The sequence below is a fragment of the Rhodococcus sp. 105337 genome (genome assembly GCF_012844225.1).
In the GTDB taxonomy this organism is placed as follows: domain Bacteria; phylum Actinomycetota; class Actinomycetes; order Mycobacteriales; family Mycobacteriaceae; genus Rhodococcus.
Window position 1 is genome coordinate 280,241 of sequence record NZ_JABAGQ010000005.1, and the last position, 21,783, is coordinate 302,023.

The 21,783-nt window shown below is 66.3% G+C and carries 20 protein-coding genes and 2 pseudogenes; 14 read left to right on the forward strand and 8 right to left on the reverse strand.

The window, feature by feature from the left end; genetic code table 11:
• Window positions 1–10 precede the first annotated feature (10 nt).
• A complete protein-coding gene (locus HF886_RS11295) occupies window positions 11–2,146 on the forward strand; it encodes a transglycosylase domain-containing protein (RefSeq protein WP_169652335.1) in 2,136 nt (711 codons plus the stop codon).
• On the opposite strand, the gene HF886_RS11300 is transcribed toward HF886_RS11295, so the two are convergent.
• Window positions 2,121–2,735, reverse strand: coding sequence for a TetR/AcrR family transcriptional regulator (locus tag HF886_RS11300; RefSeq protein WP_169652336.1), 615 nt, complete (start codon window positions 2,733–2,735; stop codon window positions 2,121–2,123). The two genes, HF886_RS11295 and HF886_RS11300, sit on opposite strands and share 26 nt — an antisense overlap.
• Before the next feature lie 51 nt (window positions 2,736–2,786).
• Here HF886_RS11300 and HF886_RS11305 point away from each other — a divergent pair, with 51 nt between their 5' ends.
• From HF886_RS11305 to HF886_RS11315, 3 genes are read left to right on the forward strand one after another with little or no spacing between them, the layout of a single operon-like run.
• A complete protein-coding gene (locus HF886_RS11305) occupies window positions 2,787–4,040 on the forward strand; it encodes an acyl-CoA dehydrogenase family protein (protein ID WP_169620957.1) in 1,254 nt (417 codons plus the stop codon).
• A complete protein-coding gene (locus HF886_RS11310) occupies window positions 4,037–5,110 on the forward strand; it encodes a phosphotransferase family protein (RefSeq protein ID WP_169620958.1) in 1,074 nt (357 codons plus the stop codon). Before HF886_RS11305 ends, HF886_RS11310 begins: the two co-directional genes overlap by 4 nt.
• A complete protein-coding gene (locus HF886_RS11315; RefSeq protein ID WP_169652337.1) occupies window positions 5,107–5,865 on the forward strand; it encodes an SDR family oxidoreductase in 759 nt (252 codons plus the stop codon). Before HF886_RS11310 ends, HF886_RS11315 begins: the two co-directional genes overlap by 4 nt.
• Before the next feature lie 84 nt (window positions 5,866–5,949).
• Here the strand turns inward: HF886_RS11315 and HF886_RS11320 are convergent, their stop codons facing one another.
• On the reverse strand, window positions 5,950–7,050 hold the full coding sequence (locus HF886_RS11320) for an inositol-3-phosphate synthase (protein WP_169652338.1): 1,101 nt from the start codon (window positions 7,048–7,050) through the stop codon (window positions 5,950–5,952).
• On the reverse strand, window positions 7,043–7,600 hold the full coding sequence (locus tag HF886_RS11325; RefSeq protein ID WP_169620961.1) for a PadR family transcriptional regulator: 558 nt from the start codon (window positions 7,598–7,600) through the stop codon (window positions 7,043–7,045). The genes HF886_RS11320 and HF886_RS11325 overlap by 8 nt, the downstream gene beginning before the upstream one ends.
• A 242-nt stretch (window positions 7,601–7,842) precedes the next feature.
• Between HF886_RS11325 and HF886_RS11330 the strand changes: the two genes are divergently transcribed.
• The 4 genes from HF886_RS11330 (at window position 7,843) to HF886_RS11345 (ending at window position 13,431) form a co-directional block, all read left to right on the forward strand.
• Window positions 7,843–8,265, forward strand: a complete 423-nt coding sequence (locus HF886_RS11330) for a DUF5318 domain-containing protein (protein ID WP_169620962.1) — start codon at window positions 7,843–7,845, stop codon at window positions 8,263–8,265.
• 801 nt (window positions 8,266–9,066) lie between these two features.
• A complete protein-coding gene (locus HF886_RS11335; protein WP_296550393.1) occupies window positions 9,067–11,319 on the forward strand; it encodes a transglycosylase domain-containing protein in 2,253 nt (750 codons plus the stop codon).
• A 9-nt stretch (window positions 11,320–11,328) separates the two neighbouring features.
• The gene (locus tag HF886_RS11340; protein ID WP_169652339.1) at window positions 11,329–12,939 is read left to right on the forward strand and encodes a glycosyltransferase family 87 protein; all 1,611 of its coding nucleotides are present in this window, start codon (window positions 11,329–11,331) and stop codon (window positions 12,937–12,939) included.
• 9 nt (window positions 12,940–12,948) lie between these two features.
• On the forward strand, window positions 12,949–13,431 hold the full coding sequence (locus HF886_RS11345) for an RNA polymerase subunit sigma-24 (protein WP_169652340.1): 483 nt from the start codon (window positions 12,949–12,951) through the stop codon (window positions 13,429–13,431).
• 24 nt (window positions 13,432–13,455) lie between these two features.
• Here HF886_RS11345 and HF886_RS11350 read toward each other — a convergent pair whose 3' ends face one another.
• From HF886_RS11350 to HF886_RS11365, 4 genes are read right to left on the reverse strand one after another with little or no spacing between them, the layout of a single operon-like run.
• Entirely contained in the window at window positions 13,456–13,884 is a 429-nt protein-coding gene (locus HF886_RS11350) for a DUF2752 domain-containing protein (RefSeq protein WP_169620965.1), read from the reverse strand.
• The gene (locus HF886_RS11355) at window positions 13,881–14,471 is read right to left on the reverse strand and encodes a dihydrofolate reductase family protein (protein WP_169620966.1); all 591 of its coding nucleotides are present in this window, start codon (window positions 14,469–14,471) and stop codon (window positions 13,881–13,883) included. The genes HF886_RS11350 and HF886_RS11355 overlap by 4 nt, the downstream gene beginning before the upstream one ends.
• 31 nt (window positions 14,472–14,502) lie before the next feature.
• On the reverse strand, window positions 14,503–15,090 hold the full coding sequence (locus tag HF886_RS11360) for a GNAT family protein (protein WP_169620967.1): 588 nt from the start codon (window positions 15,088–15,090) through the stop codon (window positions 14,503–14,505).
• The gene (locus HF886_RS11365; protein WP_169652341.1) at window positions 15,087–16,427 is read right to left on the reverse strand and encodes a glycosyltransferase 87 family protein; all 1,341 of its coding nucleotides are present in this window, start codon (window positions 16,425–16,427) and stop codon (window positions 15,087–15,089) included. Before HF886_RS11365 ends, HF886_RS11360 begins: the two co-directional genes overlap by 4 nt.
• A 154-nt stretch (window positions 16,428–16,581) precedes the next feature.
• Between HF886_RS11365 and rpsF the strand changes: the two genes are divergently transcribed.
• The 6 genes and pseudogenes from rpsF to HF886_RS11395 all read left to right on the forward strand — a co-directional run.
• Window positions 16,582–16,869, forward strand: a complete 288-nt coding sequence (gene rpsF / locus HF886_RS11370) for a 30S ribosomal protein S6 (protein ID WP_072700991.1) — start codon at window positions 16,582–16,584, stop codon at window positions 16,867–16,869.
• 64 nt (window positions 16,870–16,933) lie between these two features.
• Window positions 16,934–17,455 carry a single-stranded DNA-binding protein gene (locus HF886_RS11375; RefSeq protein ID WP_169620969.1) on the forward strand — a complete coding sequence of 174 codons (522 nt, stop codon included), beginning with the start codon at window positions 16,934–16,936 and terminating at the stop codon, window positions 17,453–17,455.
• 42 nt (window positions 17,456–17,497) lie between these two features.
• Window positions 17,498–17,740, forward strand: a complete 243-nt coding sequence (rpsR, locus tag HF886_RS11380; protein ID WP_169620970.1) for a 30S ribosomal protein S18 — start codon at window positions 17,498–17,500, stop codon at window positions 17,738–17,740.
• A gap of 17 nt (window positions 17,741–17,757) precedes the next feature.
• Complete coding sequence (rplI, locus tag HF886_RS11385; protein ID WP_169620971.1) at window positions 17,758–18,213, forward strand: 50S ribosomal protein L9; 456 nt, start codon at window positions 17,758–17,760, stop codon at window positions 18,211–18,213.
• A 515-nt stretch (window positions 18,214–18,728) separates the two neighbouring features.
• Window positions 18,729–20,933 carry a replicative DNA helicase gene (dnaB, locus tag HF886_RS11390; protein ID WP_206038688.1) on the forward strand — a complete coding sequence of 735 codons (2,205 nt, stop codon included), beginning with the start codon at window positions 18,729–18,731 and terminating at the stop codon, window positions 20,931–20,933.
• Between the two features lie 18 nt (window positions 20,934–20,951).
• A pseudogene (locus HF886_RS11395) lies at window positions 20,952–21,224 on the forward strand (integrase core domain-containing protein); the annotation flags it as partial.
• A gap of 363 nt (window positions 21,225–21,587) precedes the next feature.
• On the opposite strand, the pseudogene HF886_RS11400 reads toward HF886_RS11395, so the two are convergent.
• Window positions 21,588–21,783, reverse strand: a pseudogene (locus tag HF886_RS11400) (IS256 family transposase); the annotation flags it as partial.

The window sequence follows — 21,783 nt, forward strand, 5'->3', positions numbered from 1 at the left end:
AGTGATACGAGTGACTTCCTCGAACAGGCACACAACCGGCAGGAACGGTTCTAGAAAGTCCGCGCGCTCGAGTGGGTGGCGGATCGCGCGGTGGGTAGTGCTCGCCGTCGTCGCGCTTCTGGTGATCGTGCCCGCGGGGTTCTTCATGTCGTCGTACACGGCGACAGAGGTTCCGCGTCCGGCCGACCTGAAGACGAACCAGATCGCGCGGATCTATGCCGCCGACGACACGACCGAGATCACGCGGGTCGTGCCGCCCGAAGGGAACCGCGTCGAGATCACCATCGACGACGTGCCCGTGCACGTCCGCGACGCGGTGTTGTCGGCCGAAGACCGCAACTTCTACACCAACCCGGGTTTCTCGATCACAGGCTTCGCCCGCGCGGCCCGCGACAACGTCATGGGTAAGGAAAGCGCCGGTGGCGGTTCCACGATCACGCAGCAGTACGTCAAGAACGTCCTGGTCGGCGCGGACCGCACTCTCGACCGGAAGATGCGCGAACTCGTCATCTCCACGAAGATGGCCCGCGAATGGTCGAAGGACGAGATCCTCGAGGCGTACCTCAACACGATCTATTTCGGGCGCGGCGCATACGGAATCGCGGCGGCGTCGCAGGCATATTTCGGCAAGCCCGTCGGTGAGCTGTCGGTGTCCGAAGGGGCCGTGCTCGCGGGCGTGATCCAGACCCCGTCGACTCTCGATCCCGAGTACAACCGCCTCGCCGTCGAGGCACGCTGGAACTACGTGCTGGACGGCATGGTGGGTATGGGCGTGCTCGACGAAGGTGAGCGCGCCACCCAGGTGTTCCCGGACACCGTGCCGTCGAACTCGCTCGCGCTCGCGAGTCAGGCGACGGGACCGGAGGGCCTGATCCGGTCCCACGTCCTGCGCGAACTGTCACAGGCCGGAATCAGCGAGCAGGTTCTCAACACCGAGGGCCTGCGCATCACCACGACCATCGACCCCGTCGCGCAAGAGGCTGCCGTCGGCTCCGCGCGCCGCACGCTCGAAGGCGAGAACCCCGACCTCCGCACCGCGGTCGTGTCGATCGACCCCCGGTCCGGTGCCGTACGCGCCTATTACGGCGGTGAGGACGGCGCCGGGTTCGACTACGCGCAGGCGCCCCTGCAGACCGGTTCGTCGTTCAAGGTGTTCGGCCTGCTCGCGGCACTCGACGAGGGGATCGGTCTGAACGCGAAGTTCGACAGCTCACCGCTGAAGATCGGGAACCTCGAGATCGGCAACGTCGAGGGCGAATCGTGCGGGCGGTGCACCATCGCGGAAGCACTCAAGCGGTCGCTCAACACCAGCTTCTACCGGCTCATGATGTCGATGAAGGACGGTCCGCAGAAGATCGCCGACATCGCACACCGGGCGGGAATCCCGAAGACCATTCCCGGCGTCGAAGGCACCACCCTCGGAACGACGAACGGGCCTCCCGAAGGCGGCATCGTGCTCGGCCAGTACGAGTCCCGGGTCATCGACATGGCATCGGCGTACGCGACGCTCGCCGCGTCCGGGACGTACCGCGCGCCGTACTTCGTGCAGAAGGTCGTCACGGCGGACGGTGTGGTACTTCTCGATCGGCCCGCCTCCCCCGCCGAACAGCGCATCGATCCCGCCGTCGCCGACAATGCCACGCAGGCGATGCTGCCCATCGCGGCGCACTCGCGCGGACATGCACTGGCCGGGGGCCGCCCCTCGGCGGCGAAGACCGGCACCACGCAGCTCGGCGACACCGGGCTCAACAAGGACGCGTGGATGGTGGGATACACCCCGTCCCTGTCGACAGCGGTCTGGATCGGAACACCCGACGCCGGTCCCATCACCAACAGCTGGGGCGGATCGATCTACGGGTCGAGCCTGCCGGCGGACATCTGGAAGGGCACGATGGACGGCGCCCTCGCCGGTACCGAGGTGGAGAGCTTCCCGTGGCCGGCACCGATCGGCGGTCAGGCCGGCGTACCGGCCGACCCGGGAATCGAGGAGCCCGAGTCGGAAGCCCCCGTCCCCGGGTTCCGGCTTCCGGATTTCTCGAATCTTCCGCCGATCACGATTCCGGCACCGCCGGTTCAGCTACCCGTGCCCGTCCCGCCGCAGATCGAGGTGTTCCCCGGGGTCACGATCCAGATTCCGGGGCTGTGAGCTCGTCGTCCGGCGTGAGGACGGCGGGCAGGAGCGTGCTGACGTAGTCGACCACATCGTCGACGGAGAGCCCCGGTTCGTGCAGCCGGTCGATTGCGAGGGATTCGACCAGCGACCACCATCCCCGAAGCCGCATCCGGGTGAGCGAGCCGTCCGCGCACCCGAGCGCGGAGATCACGCGATCGACCAGGGTGTTCTTCATCGAACCGTGGATCTCGCGGATCTGCGGATCGGACCCGTATCCGCCGTGGAAGAAGGTCTGGTAGTTGTCGCCGTGCCGGTCGATGAACGACACGAACGCCTGCAGAATCGCGCGTAGCGGATCGGGGTCGCCCGGGGCGGGTACCGCCGCGCGCAGCAGGCGGCGCGAGGCGGAACCGACGATCGCCACGTAGTAGTCCTGTTTCGTCGGGAAGTACCGGAACAACAGGCTGCGGGAGATTCCGGCGATGTCGGCGACACGATCGATGGAGAGCGCGTGGATGGGGCGCGTCGCGAGTTCCTGCAGACCGATCGCGACGAGTTGCCGGCGTCGTTCCTCGGGTGGCAGCCGTCGGCGTTTGCCGACCTCTTGTCGCGGGGTGCTCATCCGGTTAGCCTAACTGAGCATTGCTCATTACCGTTCCTACGGAAGGCGCACATGGATTTCGGACAGTCCGACCGCAGCCGCGACTATCTCGAGCGGCTCCGCACGTTCATCGCCGACGAGGTCGCGCCGGTGGAAGCCCGCCTGCACGCCGCCCGCGGCGTCGCCCAGGCCCAGCGCCAGGACACTTCCGGTGCAGACGCATGGGCGGTGAGCGACGAGTTCCGCGAACTCCAGCGTGCTGCCCGCGCCCAGGGACTGTGGAATCTCTTCCTTCCGGACGCGGAACTCGGCGCCGGTCTGTCGAACGTCGAATATGCCTCGCTCGCAGAGGAAATGGGACGCTCGCCGTTCTACTCCGCGGTGTTCAACTGCGCCGCGCCCGACACGGGCAACATGGAGGTGCTCTACCACTACGGCAGTGCAGCCCAGAAGGATCAGTGGCTCCGCCCCCTGCTCGACGGCGAGATTCGCTCCGCGTTCTGCATGACCGAACCCGGTGTCGCCTCGTCGGACGCGACCAACATGGCCGCGACCGCCGTGGTGGAGGGCGACCAGGTGGTGCTCAACGGGCGCAAGTGGTGGAGCACCGGCATCGGGCACCCGGACTGCAAGGTCCTGATCTTCATGGGGCTGACCGATCCGGAAGCTCACAAGTACCAACGGCATTCGATGGTCCTCGTTCCCGTGGACACCCCGGGCGTGACGATCGAACGCATGTTGCCGACGATGGGGTTCTACGACGAGCCCGCAGGGCACGGCGAGGTGTCGTTCACCGATGTGCGGCTGCCGCTCGACGCGATCATCGCCGGCCCCGGCCGAGGATTCGAGATCGCCCAGGGCAGACTCGGACCCGGCCGTATCCACCACTGCATGCGTCTCGTCGGCCTCGCCGAGCGCACTCTCGAACTCGCGTGCCGTCGCGGCCTCGAGCGCACCGCGTTCGGCAAACCCCTCATCGACCTCGGGGGTAATCGTGAGCGCGTCGCCGACGCCCGCATCGCGATCAATCAGCTGCGACTGCTCGTTCTCCACGCGGCATGGCTGCTCGATACGCAAGGTCTCGCCGGTGCCCGGTCGGCAGTCTCCGAGATCAAGGTCGCGGCGCCCCGCGTGACGCAGCAGATCGTCGATTTCGCGATCCAGATCCACGGTGGCGCGGGGCTGTCCGACGATTTCCCTCTCGCCGGAGCCTGGACGGCGGCCCGTGCGTTGCGTCTCGCCGACGGGCCGGACGAGGTCCATCAGGGATTGATCGCGCGCGGCGAACTCGGCAAGTACAAGCAGGACGGGGTACGGCAGAAGTGACGACTCTTCCCGACAACGCGCGCGATGTGCGTGAGGAAGACGCATTCGACGTCGCCGCGGTGGCGTCGTGGCTCTCCGAGCATGCCGGCATCGACGGCGTTCCCGCGGTCCACCAGTTCGCGGGTGGCGCATCGAATCTCACCTATCTGCTGCGGTACCCGGACCGCGATCTCGTGCTCCGGCGACCACCGGTGGGCGCGAAACCGTCCTCCGGCCACGACATGGTGCGCGAGTACCGCATCCAGTCGCTGCTCGCCCCTGTCTACCCGTACGTCCCGACGATGATCGGCCTGTGCACCGACCACAGCGTCCTGGGCAGTGATTTCTACGTCATGGAACGCGTACCCGGAACGATCCTGCGCACGAATCCGCCGACGGATCTCGCACTCACGCCCGAACAGACCCGCGGCCTCTGCTTGCGGATCGTCGATCTGCTCGTCGAATTGCACAGCGTCGACGCGGCCGCGACCGGACTGGACGAGTTCAGCCGCGGCACCGGATATGTCGCCCGCCAGGTGGCGGGGTGGTCGTCACGGTACGAGAAGGCCCGCACCGACAACGTTCCCGACTTCGACCGGGTGCGGACCTGGCTCGATCGAGCACAGCCCGCCGACGTGGCGCAAACGGTCGTCCACGGTGACTTCCGCCTCGACAACGTCGTGCTCGACGAGACCGATCCGTGCACACCGCTGGCGGTTCTCGACTGGGAACTGGCCACCGTCGGCGACCCGCTGATGGATCTCGGTTCGTCCCTGGCCTATTGGGTGCAAGCCGACGACGATCCGATGCTGCTCGCGACCAAGCGGCAGCCCTCCGACCTTCCCGGGATGCTCACCCGGCAGGAGATCGTCGACTACTACTCCGAGAAAACCGGATTGCCGGTGGACAATTGGGGTTTCTACGAGGTGTTCGGCCTGTTCCGGCTCGCCGTCATCGCGCAGCAGATCTATTACCGCTACCACCACGGCCAGACCACCAACCCGGCGTTCAAGGATTTCTGGGTCATCGTCGGCTATCTCGATACGCGCTGCAACGCGCTGATCGACCGAATCGAAAGCGAAGTGCGATGAGCCGACCGGAACGACGCAACATCCTCATCACCGGTGCCAGTTCCGGCCTCGGTGCCGGGATGGCGCGCGAGTTCGCGGCGCGGGGACGAAATCTCGCACTCGCGGCGCGGCGCGTCGACCGGCTCGAGGCACTGCGTACCGAGTTGCTCGCCGAACATCCGCACATCACGGTGACGCTGCGTGCTCTCGACGTCGACCGGCACGACGACGTCTTCACCGTCTTCCGTGAATTCGACGAGGAACTCGGAGGTCTCGACCGGGTGATCGTCAACGCGGGTCTCGGCAAGGGACAACCGTTGGGCACCGGCTATTTTCGTGCGAACGCGCAGACGGCCACCACGAACTTCCTCGGTGCCCTCGCGCAGAGCGAAGCCGCGCTCGAACTCATGCGACCGCGCAACGCCGGGCACGTCGCGCTCATCTCGTCGATGAGCGCTCTCCGCGGAATGCCGAGGAACATGACCACCTATGCGGCTTCGAAGGCCGCGGTGGCGTCGCTCGGCGAGGGGATGCGGGCGGACCTGGCGAACACGGGAATCGGTGTGAGCACGATCTACCCGGGCTTCATCCGGTCGGAGATCAACGAGAAGGTGAAGAACGTGCCGTTCATCGTCGACACGGAAACGGGATGTCGCGCACTGGCGGCCGCGATCGAGAGAGAGCCTGCCCGCGCCTACGTGCCCGCGTGGCCCTGGGTGCCGCTGGGCTTCGCGATGAAGGTGCTGCCGCTGTCGGTGGTCCGCCGGATGGTGTGACGCTCCTCCGGTCCGAAAAAGCAGAATGTCACATTCGGGCAGTCGTCGTACTGCCCGAATGTGACATCCGGTAGAGCGTGAGAATCAGGCGTCGGCGCCGATGATGAAGGCCTCGAGCTCGTTACGAGCCTTGTCGTCCGCCATCTGGACCGGCGGGGACTTCATCAGGTACGCGGAAGCCGGAAGGATCGGTCCGCCGATGCCGCGGTCCTTGGCGATCTTCGCCGCACGGATCGCGTCGATGATGATGCCGGCGGAGTTCGGCGAGTCCCAGACCTCGAGCTTGTACTCGAGGTTGAGCGGAGCGTCACCGAAGGCGCGGCCTTCGAGGCGCACGTACGCCCACTTGCGGTCGTCGAGCCACTGCACGTAGTCGGACGGACCGATGTGCACGTCGCGGTCGTGGACCTTGCCGGCGAGGGGACCGGTGAGGTTCGACGTGACGGCCTGGGTCTTGGAGACCTTCTTGGACTCGAGACGCTCACGCTCGAGCATGTTCTTGAAGTCCATGTTGCCGCCGACGTTGAGCTGGTACGTGCGGTCGAGCACGACGCCGCGATCCTCGAACAGCTTCGCCATCACGCGGTGGGTGATGGTGGCACCGACCTGCGACTTGATGTCGTCGCCGACGATGGGGACACCCGCGTCGGTGAACTTCTTGGCCCACACGGGGTCGGACGCGATGAACACGGGCAGCGCGTTGACGAACGCCACACCGGCGTCGATGCAGCACTGTGCGTAGAACTTGTCGGCCTGTTCCGAGCCGACGGGGAGGTAGGACACGAGGACGTCGACCTCGGCGTCCTTCAGGACCTTCACGACGTCGACGGGTTCGGCCTCGGAGACCTCGATGGTCTCGGCGTAGTACTTGCCGATGCCGTCGAGAGTGTGGCCGCGCTGCACGGTCACGCCGGTCGGCGGTACGTCGGCGATCTTGATGGTGTTGTTCTCGCTCGCGAGGATCGCCTCGGACAGGTCGAATCCGACCTTCTTGGCGTCCACATCGAATGCGGCGACGAACTGGACGTCGCGCACGTGGTACGGGCCGAACTCCACGTGCATCAGGCCGGGGACGGAAGCGGTGGCGTCCGCGTCCTTGTAGTACTCGACGCCCTGGACCAGGGACGAGGCACAGTTCCCCACGCCCACAATGGCCACGCGCACCGCGGTGCTGTTCTCACCCATGGTCGGGTTCTCCTTCTTTGTTGCGTGCTGCTGTCGACTGCTCGGCGGCGATCAGTTCGTTGAGCCACCGCACTTCGCGTTCGCTCGATTCGAGGCCGAGCTGATGGAGTTGACGGGTGTAGCGGTCCAAGGTGCCGCCGGCCCGTCCGATCGCGTCGCGGAGCGCTTCCCTGCGCTCCTCGACCTGGCGGCGCCTGCCCTCGAGAATTCGCATCCGCGCCTCGGCGGGGGTGCGACTGAAGAAAGCGAGGTGCACACCGAATCCGTCATCGGTGTAATTCTGGGGTCCCGTGTCGGCGACCAGTTCGGTGAAGCGTTCCCGCCCCGCCGGAGTGAGCCGATACACGCGCCGGGCGCGTCGCTTGACGGTCCCGGGAACTCCCGAATCCTCTTCGATGAGCCCGTCCGCCTGCATGCGTCGCAGAGTCGGATAGAGAGACCCGTAGGAGAAGGCACGGAACGGCCCGAGGAGCCCGGTGAGGCGTTTACGCAGCTCGTACCCGTGCATAGGCGACTCGAGGAGGAGACCGAGGATAGCCAGTTCCAGCACGAGTCACCTCCTTGTCCGAGTGAACCAACCGATGGATACGACACAAAACTATATCGCGCCGATATAAACGACGATACGCCTTGGTGAAATCATCCGGAACATCCGTCCAGGTGGAAAGCGGTTCCCGGACGGCCCTCGGTTGTTGCGGGCACCTCCGGCGGGGCCGAGATTGCCGCGCGTCACAGGGTTGCTGTTACCACTCCGCACCCACCTGTCGCCCCGGCGCACGTACTCTGGGGTCCGTGCGAATTCAGCGGCAGGTGGTGGACTACGCGTTGCAGCGTCGGTCGCTGCTTGCCGAGGTCTACTCGGGGCGGCGCGGTGTGGCCGAAGTCTGCGACGCCGGCCCCTACCTGCTCCGGGCAGCAAAGTTCCACGGCAAGGGCAGCGACGTCACCTGCCCGATCTGCCGCAAGGAGCAGGTGACCCTCGTCTCGTGGGTCTTCGGCGAAAAGCTCGGCCCGGTGTCCGGGTCGGCCCGAACGCCCGAAGAGCTGACCCGCCTGGCCGCCAGCCAGGAGGAATTCTCGGTCCATGTGGTCGAGGTATGTCGCACGTGTAGTTGGAATCACCTGGTGCAGTCGTACGTCCTGGGGTCGCAACCGGCCCCGAAACGCCCACGTCGCCGGACGACGGGGCAGGACCGTCGCACCGCGAGCGAGTGAACGGGCGCCGGACGACGTGAGCGAACGCTGCCCGATGAAGTTCCTTCCCGCATACCGCCCGCACGAACCAATCCTCGCGTGCCCGTCTTCGGACGGGCATTCGAAGATGCGGCGTCACGCGTCGCGCAAACAGTTGGAGATGAGTACGTGAGTTCCCCCGACAACGAACCCGAGGGCAACAGGTCCGATCCGCCTCACCGGGACAACCCGGCAGGGCCGCCGCCGCAGCAGCGACCGGCGCCGCAAGGGGGACCCGCCCAGGGACGACCGTTGCCGCCTCAGCCGCGCCCCCAGGGCCGGCCCGGCCAGCCTCAGCCGCCGCAGTCCGGCGGCCGTCCGCCGTACCCTCCCCAGCCGTTCCCGCAGGGGCGGCCGCAGCAGCCTCCCCAGGGACAGCCGTATCCCCCGCGCCGGGGTCCCGCGCCGTCCAACCCGAACGCCCAGAACCCGAACGCCCTGCCGCCTCGCGGACCGGGCGCAGGTCCGGTGCCGCCGGGAGCGAACCCTCCGCAGCGCACCCAGCAGTTCCCGCCTGCTCCCGGCCACAACACTCCCCAGGGACGTGCGCCGCAGCGCCCGCCGCAGGGTCCCGACGCGGCACGCGGTCCCCAGGGCGGTCCGTCCGACCCCGGTGCGGCCACCCGCCGCGTGGCGTCCCCTGCCGGTCCGCCGTCTCGCTCCCCGCAGGACTCCCGGCCGACGACCGCTGTCGCGGGCGGTCCGCCCGGTACGCCGCCGCCCACCCGTCGCGGCAAGGGCGGCGGCGGTCGTGGTGGTGACGGAAGCGGCGGCGGCAGAAAGATCCCCTGGCGCACCATCCGTCGTGTCGGTTACGGCGTCGTGGCCGCGGGCATCCTCATCCCGTTGCTCGCCTTCATGCTCGCGTACGTGGCACAGGACGTGCCGCGTCCGGGTGAGCTCGTCACCAACCAGGCTGCGACGATCTACAACTCCGACGGGACCGGCGTCATCACCAAGGTGATTCCGCCGGAAGGCAACCGCCACGAGGTCGAACTCGACCAGATCCCGTTGCACGTGCGAAACGCCGTGCTCGCCGCGGAAGATCGCGACTTCTACTCCAACCCGGGCTTCTCGGCGTCCGGTTTCGCGCGGGCCGCGCGCGACAACATCCTCGGCCGCGAGAGCGCCGGTGGTGGTTCGACCATCACACAGCAGTACGTCAAGACCGCTCTGGTCGGCAACGAGCGCAGCCTGACCCGCAAGATGAAGGAACTCGTTCTTTCGGTGAAGATGGCGAATCAGTGGTCGAAGGACGACATCCTCGCCGCCTACCTCAACACCATCTACTACGGCCGCGGCGCGTACGGGATTTCCGCCGCGTCGAACGCGTACTTCGGCAAGCCGGTCAACGAACTGACCGTCGAAGAAGGCGCGGTCCTCGCGTCGTCCATCCAGCTGCCGTCGCTGCTCGACCCCGAGCAGAACCCCGAGGGCGCCAAGTCGCGCTGGACCTACGTGCTCGACGGCATGGTGGCCGCCGGCACCCTCAACTCCGCCGACCGCGCAGGCATGGAGTACCCCGCGTACGTCCCGCTCGCGGAACTCGACAACGGCGACCAGTCCTCCGGTCCCGAGGGCCTGATCAAGAACCAGGTCCTGCGGGAACTGGCATCCGAGGGAATCGACGAGACCCTGCTCAACACCGCGGGACTCGACATCACCACGACGATCGATGCGCAGGCACAGGCCTCGACACTCGACGCCGTGCGGTCCAACCTCGAAGGCGAACCGGAGGAATTGCGCACGGCCGTCGTCTCGGTCGATCCGCGATCCGGTGCGGTGCGTGCCTATTACGGCGGTGAAAGCGGTATCGGTTACGACTTCGCCAGCGCGGGCCTGCAGACGGGTTCGTCGTTCAAGGTGTTCGGTCTCGCCGCGAACCTCGATCAGGGTGTGCCGCTGTCCAAGACCTACGACAGCGGTCCGCTGACAGTCAACGGCATCAAGATCGGCAACGTCGAAGGCCAGTCGTGTGGCGAATGCACCATCGCGGAGGCGCTCAAGCGGTCGCTGAACACGAGTTTCTACCGGATGATGCTCGAGATGGACGACGGCCCGCAGGCGATCGCCGACATGGCACACAAGCTGGGCATCCCCAAGGAGGTTCCGGGTATCGGTGAGACGCTCACCGAGCCGAACGGAGCCGGCCCCAACTACGGAATCGTGCTGGGCCAGTACCAGTCCCGCGTGCTCGACATGGCATCCGCCTACGCGACGCTCGCAGCCTCCGGCCGGTACCACGAGCCGTACTTCGTGCAGAAGGTCGTCACGTCCGAGGGCGAGGTCCTGCTGGACCGCGGCAGCCCGGTCGGCGAGCAGGTCGTCGACGAGGTCGTCGCCGACAACACCACCGCCGCGATGATGCCGATCGCGGCCTACTCCAACGGGCACGCGCTCGCCGGGAGCCGCCCGTCCGCATCCAAGACCGGTACCGCACAGCTCGGCGATACCGGGTCGAACAAGGACGCATGGATGGTCGGTTACACGCCGTCGCTGTCCACCGCCGTGTGGATGGGAACCGAGGAAGGCCTCCCGCTCGAGAACAGCTGGGGCGGGATGATCTACGGCTCGGGTCTGCCGTCGGATATCTGGAAGGACTCGATGGACGGCGCTCTCCAGGGCACCGAGGTCGAATCGTTCCCGAAGCCCGGAGCGATCTCGGGTGTGGCAGGTGTGCCTTCGTGGACGGCGTCGGAAACGGCGAAGCCCACCACGACGGCGCCCGAAACCTCCCGCACCATTCCGACCATCCCGGAGATCCCGGAGATCACCACCCAGAACGTGGAGATCTTCCCGGGCGTCACGATTCCGGTACCGGGAGTCGCGCCGCAGACCACACGCCCGACCGTGCCCTCGCGTCCGGACTCCGGCGTCGAACAGGACGAGGAGGACTCCGGCGGAAACGTCGAGGACAACGCTCCTTCCGAGCAGACGACGCAGAACCGGGTACCGGGACAGAACGGGGCGGGACAGAACGGGCAAGCGGTTCCCGGCGCGCAGGCACAACAGCCCGAACTCGCACCGGCACGGTAAAAAAGTCGCGTGACGGTCGAAGGGGAGCGCAAGAACCGGGAACCGGTGTCACCGGGCCCACTCGCCGAGGACCGCCGATCGGTGGATTGGCGCGACACCCCGGGTCGTACAGACCCGATGGTGTCGCGCCTGACCACGGTGATCGGCGGTCCGGTGGGCCGGCACGCCATGATCGGCCGGACCCGCTTCTTCACCCCCGTGCGCGCGATGCTGCTCCTCGCCGTGGTGTTCCTCGCGTTCGGCTGGTTCACGAAAGCCGCGTGCATCCAGCAAGCGCCGATGGGCCCGGACGGCGCGCCGGGTCTCGACTGGAGCAACAACCGCCAGTACGTGGCGATGTGCTACTCGGACATCGTTCCCCTGTACGGCGCGGAGCGTCTCAGCGAAGGCGCCTTCCCGTACAAGACGTCGTGGGAGGAACCGGGCCCCGACGGGCAGATGCAGACCCGGTACATGGAGTACCCGGTGGTCGCGGGCATGTACCAGTACGCGTCCATGCGCATCGCGAAGGCGTGGGATGCGACGCCGTGGCTCCCCGGTGGTCTCCAGGTCGCGATCTACTTCAACGTCGTCGCGTGGGGCCTGGCGCTGGCGTGGCTGGCGACCGTCTGGGCGACCGCCATGTCTGCGGGGCGACGCGTGTGGGACGCCGCGCTGGTAGCAGCCTCGCCTCTCGTCATCGTGCACGCCTTCACCAACTTCGACGCGCTCACCACCGCGTTCGCCGCCGGCGGGTTGCTCGCCTGGGCGCGGCGCCGGCCCGTCCTCGCCGGTGTGCTGCTCGGCCTCGGGGCCGCGACGAAGTTGTATCCTCTGCTGCTGCTCGGCCCGTTGTTCGTGCTGTGTCTGCGTACCGGGAAGCTCCGGCCGTTCGCGAAAACCGCGGGGGCGACGGCGGCCACGTGGCTGGTGGTGAACCTGCCGATCATGCTGCTGTATCCGGCGGGCTGGGCCGAGTTCTTCCGTTTGAACTCCGATCGGGGCGCCGATCCCGATTCGATCTACAACGTGCTGCGCTCGTTCGTCGGCTGGCCGAACTGGGCACCGTCCACCCTCAACCTCGTCTCGCTGGTGCTGTTCGCCGCAGCATGCGCCGGTATCGGACTGGTGGCGCTCACCGCCCCGCGCCGCCCGCGGCTCGCTCAACTGTGCTTTCTGGTCGTTGCCGCGTTCCTGCTCACCAACAAGGTGTGGAGTCCGCAGTACTCGCTCTGGCTCGTCCCTCTTGCGGTACTCGCCATCCCGCATCGTCGTGCGCTCCTGGCCTGGATGACTGTCGACGCGCTGGTGTGGGTACCGCGCATGTACTACTACCTCGGTCCCGCAGAGAAGGGGCTTCCGGAACAGTGGTTCACCGCCACGGTGTTCCTCCGCGATGTCGCCGTGGTGGCGCTGTGCGCCGCGGTGCTGTGGCAGATTCGGCGGCCCGTCAAGGATCCGGTGCGATACGGGTTCATCGACGACCCGGTGGGAGGCGTCCTCGACCAGGCGCCCGACCATCCGCCCTCCTGGCTCCCCGATCGATTGCGGCCGTCCCACCAGCGTGTGGGAAAGCGGAAATCATCCAAATGGACTACGGTCACCGGTCGCCTCCGGGTCCTAGGGTCGGAGGGGAAGTGAGGAGGTTCTGTGACGGCGGGCGGACGAGCACCGGTTGTGGGAGCCGGTCGTACATCTTCGAACTTCACGGCGTGCGATCTGGCCTGGTCGGTCGCCGCAGGTGACGCGGCGGCGCTTCCCGTGCTGCTCCGGGAGTTGCACCCGGCCGTGTCGGCGTACAGCAGGGCACGGGCGAAGCACGTGGGCTATTCCTTCTCGGACGCGGATCGGCTCGCCCTCGAGGCGTGCCGTTCGATTCTCACCGCACTGTCCGCGCCGTCCGGTGCCGACCGGCCGTTCCTGCGCCTCGCGTACTCCCTGGCGGCCGAAACTGCCGACACCCGCTTCGCGGTCCGGCGCGACGCGCCCCTCACGCGCCTCCAGCAGGACATTCTGATCCTCCGCACGATCGTCGGCCTCGATCCCGAACAAACAGCGGTAGCCATGGCTCTCACCCCCCGCCGCGTCCGCGTCGAGCAACACGCTGCGCTGTCGTCGCTACGCGCGGCATGACGTATCTCCCGCGCTTCGGACGGGTCAGATACGCAGGGCAGTGAACGGCGCGACCGGAATGTTGCGCACCACGAACCACAGTGCGATCACCGCGAGCGCGAAGTGCGGAGCCCAGCGGAACCTGCTCCAGCGTGGTCCCGCTGCGGTCCCGCGAATCCGGCCGACGGTCCACACCGCGAACGCCGCCAGCAGGCCCGCCACCGCGACGACGCCCAACGCGTTGTAGTGCAGCGCCGCCGGGATATCCAGGTGCACCAGCGAATACAGCATTCGCGACATCCCGCACCCCGGACAGTAGACGCCGAAGATCGTGAAGGTGGGGCACGGTGGGATCACTCCGCCCGGAGTGGTCGGGTCGGCCCAGACGACAGCCGCGCACGCACACGCCGCACCCGCCGCGACGAGTGTCGGGGCGGTCAGGCGCGCGAGCGCGGGTCGCACGGTGTCGCTCATGCCGAGTCCACGGGGGGTCGATCGGACCGCACTTTCGGGCGGTAGGTCCGCCCGAAACTGCGCGGACTGTCCTCGTAGATGTCGATCAACTCCCAGTCGAGTCGTCGACCGCCCGGCACGTCGAAGATGCGGGTGCCGTCGCCGAGAAACACCGGGGCGACGAAAACCTGCAACTCGTCGATCAGATCGTGCTCGAGCGCCTGCCGGGCGATATCCGCGCTGATGATCTGCACGTCCCGATCGCCCGCGATCTCCTGAGCGCGACGAATCGCTTCCACGATGTCGCAGTTCATCGCGACGACGGTCGGATCGTCGGCGAGTTCTTCCGGCCGGTGGGTGAGGATGAATTCGGTTCCCGACCAGGCGCCCCCGTAAGCCTGGGAGGTCACTTCGTCGCGTTCGTCCTGCTGCTCCTTCGCCGCGTCGTAGCCTGCGCGGCCGGAGATGATCACCGCAACATCCCCCGCCATGCGTTCCGTGGTGCCCTCGGCCATCGGTTCGGCCGCGGACAACCAACTCATGTCGTGCCCGGGACCGGCGATGAAGCCGTCGATCGAGCACGTGAATCCCCAAGCCACCTTGCCCATCTCTACTCCTTGCCGGTCGACGGTCCGGAGGTCACCGGTTCGCCCGCGCTTCCAGCCTTGCCCGTGCGACGGGCCATTCGTCGTCCGTCATCGAGAACAGTGCGGTCGTACGCCACGAGCCGTCTCGGCGCCGGCGGTGTTTGCGCAGCAATCCTTCGTGCCGGGCACCGAGGCGCGCGAGCGCCTCGCGCGAGCGATTGTTGAATTCGTCGGTGTGCCACTCCACACGCACCGCACGAAGGTCGTCGAAGGCATGCCGCAACAACAGCAGTTTCGCTTCCGTGTTGACGTGCGTGCGCTGGGCCGACGTCGCCAGCCAGGTATGGCCGATCGTGAGTTTGCGGTGTTCCGGTTCGAGCAGGTAGTACGACGTGGACCCGACGACCGCGCCCGTGTCCTTGTCGATCACCGCGTAGGGCTGCCGATCCGGATCGTCCACCGCGCTGCGGACGAACGATTCCGCGTCCGCGGGAGTGCGGATCACGGCAGCGGACCAGCGGAAGATCTCGTCGGGATCGTCGGCCGCCTCGAGCAGTCGCGGCGCGTGCGCGACTGTGAGCGGATCGAGCCGCACGCGCGCACCCTCGAGAGACGGGTGGTCGGACCAGATGTCGCTCATCGAACGCTTTCCGTGCCGAGGGCTTCCCGACCTCGCTCCGCGGGTGGAGTACCGGGCGGCGGACGCCGCGGTGCGCGCAGGAAGACGAAGAACAGTACGACCAACAGTATCGCGCGTCCCCACACACCGATCGTGGTGAGAACGAGAGGTAGTTCGATGTCGATCGCACCTCCGGTCGCGTAGAACCAGCGGAAGACACCGATACCGATCGCGAGGTCGACGAGGAGGTATGCCGCGACAAGCCGCCACGGAACCTGCAGCAGGACCAGCAGCGGCAACAACCACAGCGTGTACTGGGGTGAGTGGACTTTGTGGAAGAGCATGAAGCCGCACAACATCGCGGCCGCAACCGGCAGCCACGGATACGGGCCCCCACGGAGATACCGCCGGCGGCCGAGCCACAGGGCGAGGAGGAACGACGCGGCGATGAGCAGCGGAGACGCGACGGCGACGACCTCGTTGAATTCCGGTGTCACGCCCGTGCCCTCGTAACCACCCAGCAAAGGCCGCAGACCCCAGAACCAGACCGAGTTGCTCGTCCCGTCGGCGGCGCGGTTCTGCTGGAACGTGAACGACGCACGCCAGCCTTCGTACCCGAGGACGGCGAACGGAAGGTTGATCGCGACAGTCGTCGCCACCGCGGCGCCGGCGACCGCAAGCGCGCCCCGCACGTCACGCACCGTGCCGGCCGCACGACCGCCCGTGAACATGTAGATCATCAGCGGCAGGACGAAGATGCCCGGATAGATCTTCAGGCAGAACCCGACCGCGAGAAGCGCGGCCGCAAGAACGCCGCGCGTGCGCAACGACCAGCGTTCGACGCCGACCACCGCGATCGCCAGGACGGTGATCGCGACGACCGGGAGATCCCAGTTGAGGAACGCGTAGAGCACCAGTGGAGGTGTCGCCGACCACGCCAGCGCTGCCCATCCGGCGAGGCGCGCGAGCAGCCACGCCGTGAGGAGTCCGAACGGCGCGAGGAGCAGTGCGGACCGCAGCAGGAAGTCGGCGTCGGTATGGACGCCGATCGCGCCCAGCCACATCAGCAGACCGCTGAGCACGGGATATTCGACGGTGCTTCCGACGAGATTCCCGGCCGCGTCGATGCTGCCGTCGACGAAGGGGAACCGGTGGAGATTGATGCCACGTCCGAGCCACAACTGCTGGATGTCGGAATAACAGACGTGCGCGTCCTTGATGTCCTCGAAGCGGATCGTGCGACCGAGTTCGTCGAACGGTGCACCCGCGCAGCGGGCTTTGTTGAGGTATCCGAGCCAGAGCGCGATCGCGCAGGTCAGGACGGCGACGAGCGAGATCGTCCTGGGGCTCGTGCGCATGTCCTCACCCTAGGTCAAATCCGCTGCCCGGGGCGGAGGTCGATTTCCCTGGTCAGGGATGGCTCATGTACCCTTCTTGGGTTGCTGACGCAACGACCCTCCTGTCACGGATCGTCCGTGACCGTTCACAGTCCATAGGAGGTGATGAGGTCTTATGCGTCATTACGAATTGATGATCATCCTGGACCCCAGCCTGGATGAGCGCACTGTTGCTCCCTCGCTGGATACGTTCCTCAATGTTGTTCGCCAAGAAGGCGGCAAGGTCGACAAGGTCGACGTGTGGGGTAAGCGTCGTCTCGCATTCGAGATCGCGAAGCAGAGCGAAGGCATCTACGCGGTTATCGACATCAGCGCGACGCCCGCCACGGTTGCAGAGCTGGATCGCCAGCTCGGCCTGAACGAGTCGGTGCTTCGCACCAAGGTTCTGCGCCACGGCAAGTGAGCCTGTCGGCGCCTGGCCGTAGGCTCTGGCGCATCAGGTCTCCACACACAGCAGGAGGAACCACATGGCAGGCGATACCGTCATCACCGTGGTCGGCAATCTGACCGCCGATCCCGAACTGCGTTTCACCCCGGCGGGTGCCGCGGTCGCGAACTTCACGGTCGCGTCCACTCCCCGCATCTTCGACCGTCAGTCCAACGAATGGAAAGACGGCGACGCTCTGTTCATGCGCTGCAATATCTGGCGCGAGGCAGCGGAGAACGTAGCCGAAAGCTTGACCCGGGGCTCGCGCGTCATCGTGCAGGGCCGGCTCAAGCAGCGCAGCTACGAAACGCGTGAAGGCGAAAAGCGCACTGTCGTGGAGCTCGAGGTCGACGAGATCGGCCCTTCGCTCCGCTATGCCACCGCCAAGGTCAGCAAGGCCGGTCGTGGTGGCGGCGGCGGAGGCGGCTTCGGTGGTTCTTCCGGCGGATCGGGCGGTGGACGCCCTAGTTCCAACGCGAACGTCGGCGGCGACGACCCGTGGGGCAATGCCCCGCAGGCCGGCTCGTTCGGCGGTTCCGGGGACGACGAGCCCCCGTTCTGATCCGACCTTCGATCGGAACATCCAGAAGTACGGAGAAAGACCATGCCTAAGTCGCCCGCGCGCGAGAAGGTTTTGAAGAAGAAGGTCTGCGCTTTCTGCAAGGAAAAGAACACGCAGATCGATTACAAGGACACAACGCTGCTGCGTAAGTACGTCAGCGATCGCGGAAAGATCCGCGCTCGCCGCGTCACCGGCAACTGCGTGCAGCACCAGCGCGATATCGCTGTTGCTGTCAAGAACTCCCGTGAGGTCGCTTTGCTGCCTTACGTCTCGACGGCTCGCTAGGAAAGGGAGGGAACACGATGAAGCTCATCCTCACCGCTGACGTGGACAACCTCGGTGCGCCTGGCGACACCGTTGAGGTCAAGGACGGCTACGGCCGCAACTACCTGCTGCCCCGCGGCCTGGCGATCGTCGCCACCCGTGGCGCCGAGAAGCAGGTCGAGGGCATCCGCCGTGCACAGGAAGCGCGCGCTGTGCGCGGCCTGGAGCACGCCAAGGAGCTCAAGACCGCTATCGAGGGTCTCGAGAGCGTCTCGCTCAACGTCAAGACCGCCGGTGACTCGGGCAAGCTGTTCGGCTCGGTTACCGCGGCCGACGTTGCCGGTGCCATCAAGGCTGCCGGTGGCCCGGTTGTCGACAAGCGCCTCGTCGAGCTGCCCAAGGCTCACATCAAGGCGACCGGCAAGCACCAGGTCGTCGTGAAGCTGCACCCGGACGTCGTCGCGAAGTTCACGCTGGACGTCGTGAGCGCCTGATTTCCGGTTCGAGGAGCCCCGCGCGATGGTTGCGCGGGGCTCCTCGGCATCTGTGCACAACCTGTGGATGGCGGGTGTGGGTAAACGCACCGGTGTGACTCGGGTCATATCGTTTCGGGAACGAACAGATGAACACGCCCGGGCGGCATTGTTATCGCGACACGCCGAAAATTCCTTCTTCCACAGGGCTGAACAGCCATTTTCCCTAGTTAACCTGCATCGTTATCAAATGTGAGATGCGTTCTCCCCAGGTTATCCACATCAGGTGCACAACCCTGTCCACCTGATTCCACAATCTATCCCCAACTGTGTGCACAACCCGATTTGGTCGCCCTCGAAATCGTCCCTAACGTCGAGCGCGCAACTCTCCCTCGTGGGGAGCTGCAACCCACTGCGGTGTCGGTGGGGACGAGTAGAACGTGGAGTGTTTCCCGGTGGCGCCCACCGGGAGTCGGTACGGGTCAACGGCCGGCGAACCACCGGGCGACGGTATTTGGACGGAAGGCGGCATCACGTTGGCTGTTGTGGACGATCGTGGCCATTCCGACTATCCGGGGCCCCCTGACGAAGACTCAGGTGGTGACTTCGGTCGCCAGCCCCCGCAGGACATGGTTGCCGAGCAGTCCGTCATCGGCGGCATGCTGCTGAGCAAGGACGCCATTGCCGACGTTCTCGAAGTGCTGCGCCCCGGCGATTTCTATCGCCCCGCTCACCAAGCCATCTACGACTCGATCCTCGACCTCTACAGCCGCGGCGAACCCGCCGACCCCGTCACCGTGTCGGCCGAACTCGACCGCCGAGGCGAGCTCAAGCGCATCGGCGGCCCCGCGTACCTCGTCACCCTGACCCAGACGGTGCCTACTGCCGCGAACGCCGGCTTCTACGCCGAGATCGTTGCGGAGAAGGCCATCCTGCGACGGCTCGTCGAAGCGGGCACGCGCATCGTCCAATACGGATATGCCGGCTCGGACGGTCAGGACGTCGCAGAAGTCGTCGACCGTGCGCAGGCCGAGATCTTCGATGTGTCCGAGCGGCGCACCACCGAAGACTTCGTGGCCCTCGAAGAACTGCTGCAGCCGACGATGGACGAGATCGACTCCATCGCCAGCCGCGGCGGCATCTCGGTCGGCGTGCCTACGGGGTTCGCCGAACTCGACGAACTCACCAACGGACTGCATCCGGGACAGATGATCATCGTCGCCGCCCGTCCCGGCGTCGGCAAGGCTCTCGCCCTCGACACCCCGCTCCCCACACCCACCGGATGGACCACCATGGGTGAGGTCCGCGTCGGCGACGAACTGCTCGCTCCCGACGGAAAGCCCACCCGCGTGCTCGCGGCCACCGAGATCATGCGCGACCGGCCCTGTTTCGATGTCGTGTTCTCCGACGGCACGGTGCTCGTCGCCGACGAACAGCACCAGTGGCGCACCGCCGACGGGGTGGTGCGCACCACCGGCGAACTCGCCGCCACCGTCGACGCCGGTCACGCGGTCCCCCACACCGATCCCTTGGCCCTCCCCCCGGCAGACCTACCGGTCGCACCGTTCACCCTCGGTGCGTGGCTCGGCGGCCCTCCCTCCGACGCAGAGGTACACATGCGGGTGGAAGGGGAAGGCGGGTTCACCGAAGAATTGATGTCGCTCGGGGCGCACATTCCCGTCGAATACCAGCGCGGCTCGATCGTGCAGCGCCGCGACCTGCTCGCCGGCCTTCTCGACGCCGGCGGTCGCATCGACGACGACGGCACCATCCGCTTCTCCACCGGGCGCGAGCGCCTCGCCCACGACCTCGCCGAACTCGTTGCGGGCTTGGGCTACGCGTGCACCGTCGACGACGGAGTGGTGTCGTTCACCGCCGACGACGACGTCTTCGTCCTTCCGAGCAAGGCAGTGCGCCACAAGGAATGCCGCACCGCCGTGGCTCGCGAACGGCACATCGTGGCCGTTCGCCCGGTCGCGTCGGTGCCCGTCCGCTGCGTGGAGGTCGACGGTGACCACATGTACCTCGCGGGTCGTGCGATGGTGCCCACGCACAATTCGACTCTCGGCATGGACTTCATGCGGTCGTGCTCGATCAAGCACGGTATGGCGTCCGTCATCTTCTCCCTGGAGATGGGAAAGACGGAGATCGTCATGCGCTTGCTCTCCGCGGAGGCGAAGATCAAGCTCGGCGACATGCGTTCGGGTCGCATGACCGACGACGACTGGACCCGCCTCGCGCGGCGCATGAGCGAGATCAGCGAAGCGCCGCTCTACATCGACGATTCACCGAACCTGACGATGATGGAGATCCGCGCGAAAGCACGGCGGCTCAAGCAGAAACACGACATCCGTCTCATCGTCGTCGACTATCTGCAGCTGATGACCTCCGGTAAGAAGGTCGAGTCGCGCCAGCAGGAAGTCTCCGAATTCTCGCGTAGCCTCAAGCTTCTCGCGAAGGAACTCGAAGTTCCGGTCATCGCGATCTGTCAGCTCAACCGTGGTCCCGAACAGCGCACCGACAAGAAGCCGATGGTCTCCGACCTCCGCGAGTCGGGATCGCTCGAGCAGGACGCCGACATGGTGATCCTGTTGCATCGCCCCGACGCATTCGAGCGCGACGACCCGCGCGGTGGTGAAGCCGACCTGATCGTCGGTAAACACCGTAACGGTCCGACGGCGACGATCACCGTGGCTCACCAGCTGCACCTGTCGCGGTTCGTGGATATGGCGCGAGGCTGATTCGCCTATTGTCGTGCCGCGTCGATCGGCAGCGTGAGAGACGCGTACGACAATGCTCTGGCCGAGTGCCCGATCGGGTTGTTCAAGAATGAAGTGATCGTCAAGGGAAACCCGTTCCAGCCCGGTCCCTACAGGTCTGTTGAGGACATCGAATACGCCACGATGGAGTGGGTCGACTGGTTCAGTCGCAGTCGCCCGCACAGCCGTCTCGGATACGGGCCGCCCGATGAATTCGAGGCGGCGTATTACGCTCGCCTTTCGACTCGACAACCGGAGATGTCACCGATATAGGAGCGGCAAGACGCCCGAGACGGTCCAGTAATAGCGTGTTCTCTCGTCAGCCCAGCCGGTAGCTGTTCCGATGAATCACGCGATGGCCTTACTTCGTTCGGTCTCTACGCACCTACAAGCCCATTCAGCTGCAGCGCGTACACCACTTTGATGGACTCGATCCCAACGGCATCGAAGACGAACTACCCCTGGCGGTAGATTGCTATAAGTTGCTCGAATGACTAAAGCCGATCCGGTCGCGACGATAAATAAGTTTGAGCAGACATTGAGGGCGTCGGCTCAGATGCCGATAGTGCCCCGTGGAGTGGTGGACTTCGGATCGGCTCTGCAGTAGACGTAGTGATCAACGAGTCGTGCTGGATACTATGCTGTTTCGCTCGAGCCGGTCAACGACAACGCCGGTTCGGTAGCGTGCTGTTTGGCGGCGATCACCGCCCGGAGCTCGTCCATGCTCACATCCGAGACATACCGGCGGGTGACCTGCCACTCGTCGTGCTGCTCGATGACCACCGCGGTCGCCAACCGGAGGAATGCCGCCGGGTTCGGAAAAATCTCCACG

What these genes read in the sequence shown, in the direction of transcription:
- HF886_RS11300 (WP_169652336.1), bottom strand. Translation starts at nt 2,735, where the DNA reads ATGAGCACCCCGCGACAAGAGGTCGGCAAACGCCGACGGCTGCCACCC.
- HF886_RS11305 (WP_169620957.1), top strand. Translation starts at nt 2,787, where the DNA reads ATGGATTTCGGACAGTCCGACCGCAGCCGCGACTATCTCGAGCGGCTC.
- HF886_RS11315 (WP_169652337.1), top strand. Translation starts at nt 5,107, where the DNA reads ATGAGCCGACCGGAACGACGCAACATCCTCATCACCGGTGCCAGTTCC.
- HF886_RS11320 (WP_169652338.1), bottom strand. Translation starts at nt 7,050, where the DNA reads ATGGGTGAGAACAGCACCGCGGTGCGCGTGGCCATTGTGGGCGTGGGG.
- HF886_RS11350 (WP_169620965.1), bottom strand. Translation starts at nt 13,884, where the DNA reads ATGAGCGACACCGTGCGACCCGCGCTCGCGCGCCTGACCGCCCCGACA.
- HF886_RS11355 (WP_169620966.1), bottom strand. Translation starts at nt 14,471, where the DNA reads ATGGGCAAGGTGGCTTGGGGATTCACGTGCTCGATCGACGGCTTCATC.
- HF886_RS11360 (WP_169620967.1), bottom strand. Translation starts at nt 15,090, where the DNA reads ATGAGCGACATCTGGTCCGACCACCCGTCTCTCGAGGGTGCGCGCGTG.
- HF886_RS11365 (WP_169652341.1), bottom strand. Translation starts at nt 16,427, where the DNA reads ATGCGCACGAGCCCCAGGACGATCTCGCTCGTCGCCGTCCTGACCTGC.
- rpsF (WP_072700991.1), top strand. Translation starts at nt 16,582, where the DNA reads ATGCGTCATTACGAATTGATGATCATCCTGGACCCCAGCCTGGATGAG.
- HF886_RS11375 (WP_169620969.1), top strand. Translation starts at nt 16,934, where the DNA reads ATGGCAGGCGATACCGTCATCACCGTGGTCGGCAATCTGACCGCCGAT.
- rpsR (WP_169620970.1), top strand. Translation starts at nt 17,498, where the DNA reads ATGCCTAAGTCGCCCGCGCGCGAGAAGGTTTTGAAGAAGAAGGTCTGC.
- rplI (WP_169620971.1), top strand. Translation starts at nt 17,758, where the DNA reads ATGAAGCTCATCCTCACCGCTGACGTGGACAACCTCGGTGCGCCTGGC.